1 protein-coding gene is annotated in these 646 nt (G+C 67.8%); it reads right to left on the bottom strand.

From position 1 onward, the window contains the following. Positions 1–646: nicotinate-nucleotide--dimethylbenzimidazole phosphoribosyltransferase (locus tag EOA75_RS33555; RefSeq protein WP_206517144.1), on the bottom strand; the 646-nt coding region annotated here is incomplete at both ends.

Genomic DNA, 646 nt, shown 5'->3' with positions numbered 1-646 from the left:
GCGCAAGGCTTCGAGCGGATCGCCGAGACCGGCGCCGTGGAAAGCAAGCGCCCGGTCGACCGCTTCGGCCTTGCGCGCCATCATCGCCGTGTCCGCCCCCGATCCAGGTCCAACCCAGTCGGACCCCTTGCCGCCGAAGAGGGCAGCGCTGAGCGCGGCCGCGATGGTTGAATTGCCGACGCCCAGATCGCCAAGGCAAAGAAGATCGGCGCCGCCCGCGACCGCTTCCATGCCGAAGGCCATGGTGGCGGCGCAGCCGCGCTCATCGAGGGCCGCTTCTTCCGTGATGTCCCCGATCGGAATATCCAGCGCCAGGTCGAAGACCTTCAGGCCGAGATCGTTGGCGATGCAGATCTGATTGATCGCTGCACCTCCGGCGGCGCAGAGTTCGACGGCATTGGCGGTCGCCGAAACCGGCCGCGGCGAAATGCCATGCCGAACGGCACCGTGGTTGCCGGCAAAGATCGCCACAAGCGGACGATTGACGGCCGGCGGCGCACGCCCGCTCCAAGCGGCGAGCCATGCCGCGACATCTTCAATCCGGCCAAGCGAAGCTTTCGGCTTGTCGGCCTTGGCAAACAGGGTGCGAACGCGGGTTTCGGCGGCGGCGTCCGCCGGCGGCAGCGTTGCCAGCAGAGTGCGGAAA

The organism is Mesorhizobium sp. M1A.F.Ca.IN.022.07.1.1, from assembly GCF_003997575.1.
Classification (GTDB): Bacteria; Pseudomonadota; Alphaproteobacteria; order Rhizobiales; family Rhizobiaceae; genus Mesorhizobium.
Note: the sequence above shows the minus strand (reverse complement) of the source record. Positions and strands in the feature narration are given on the sequence as shown.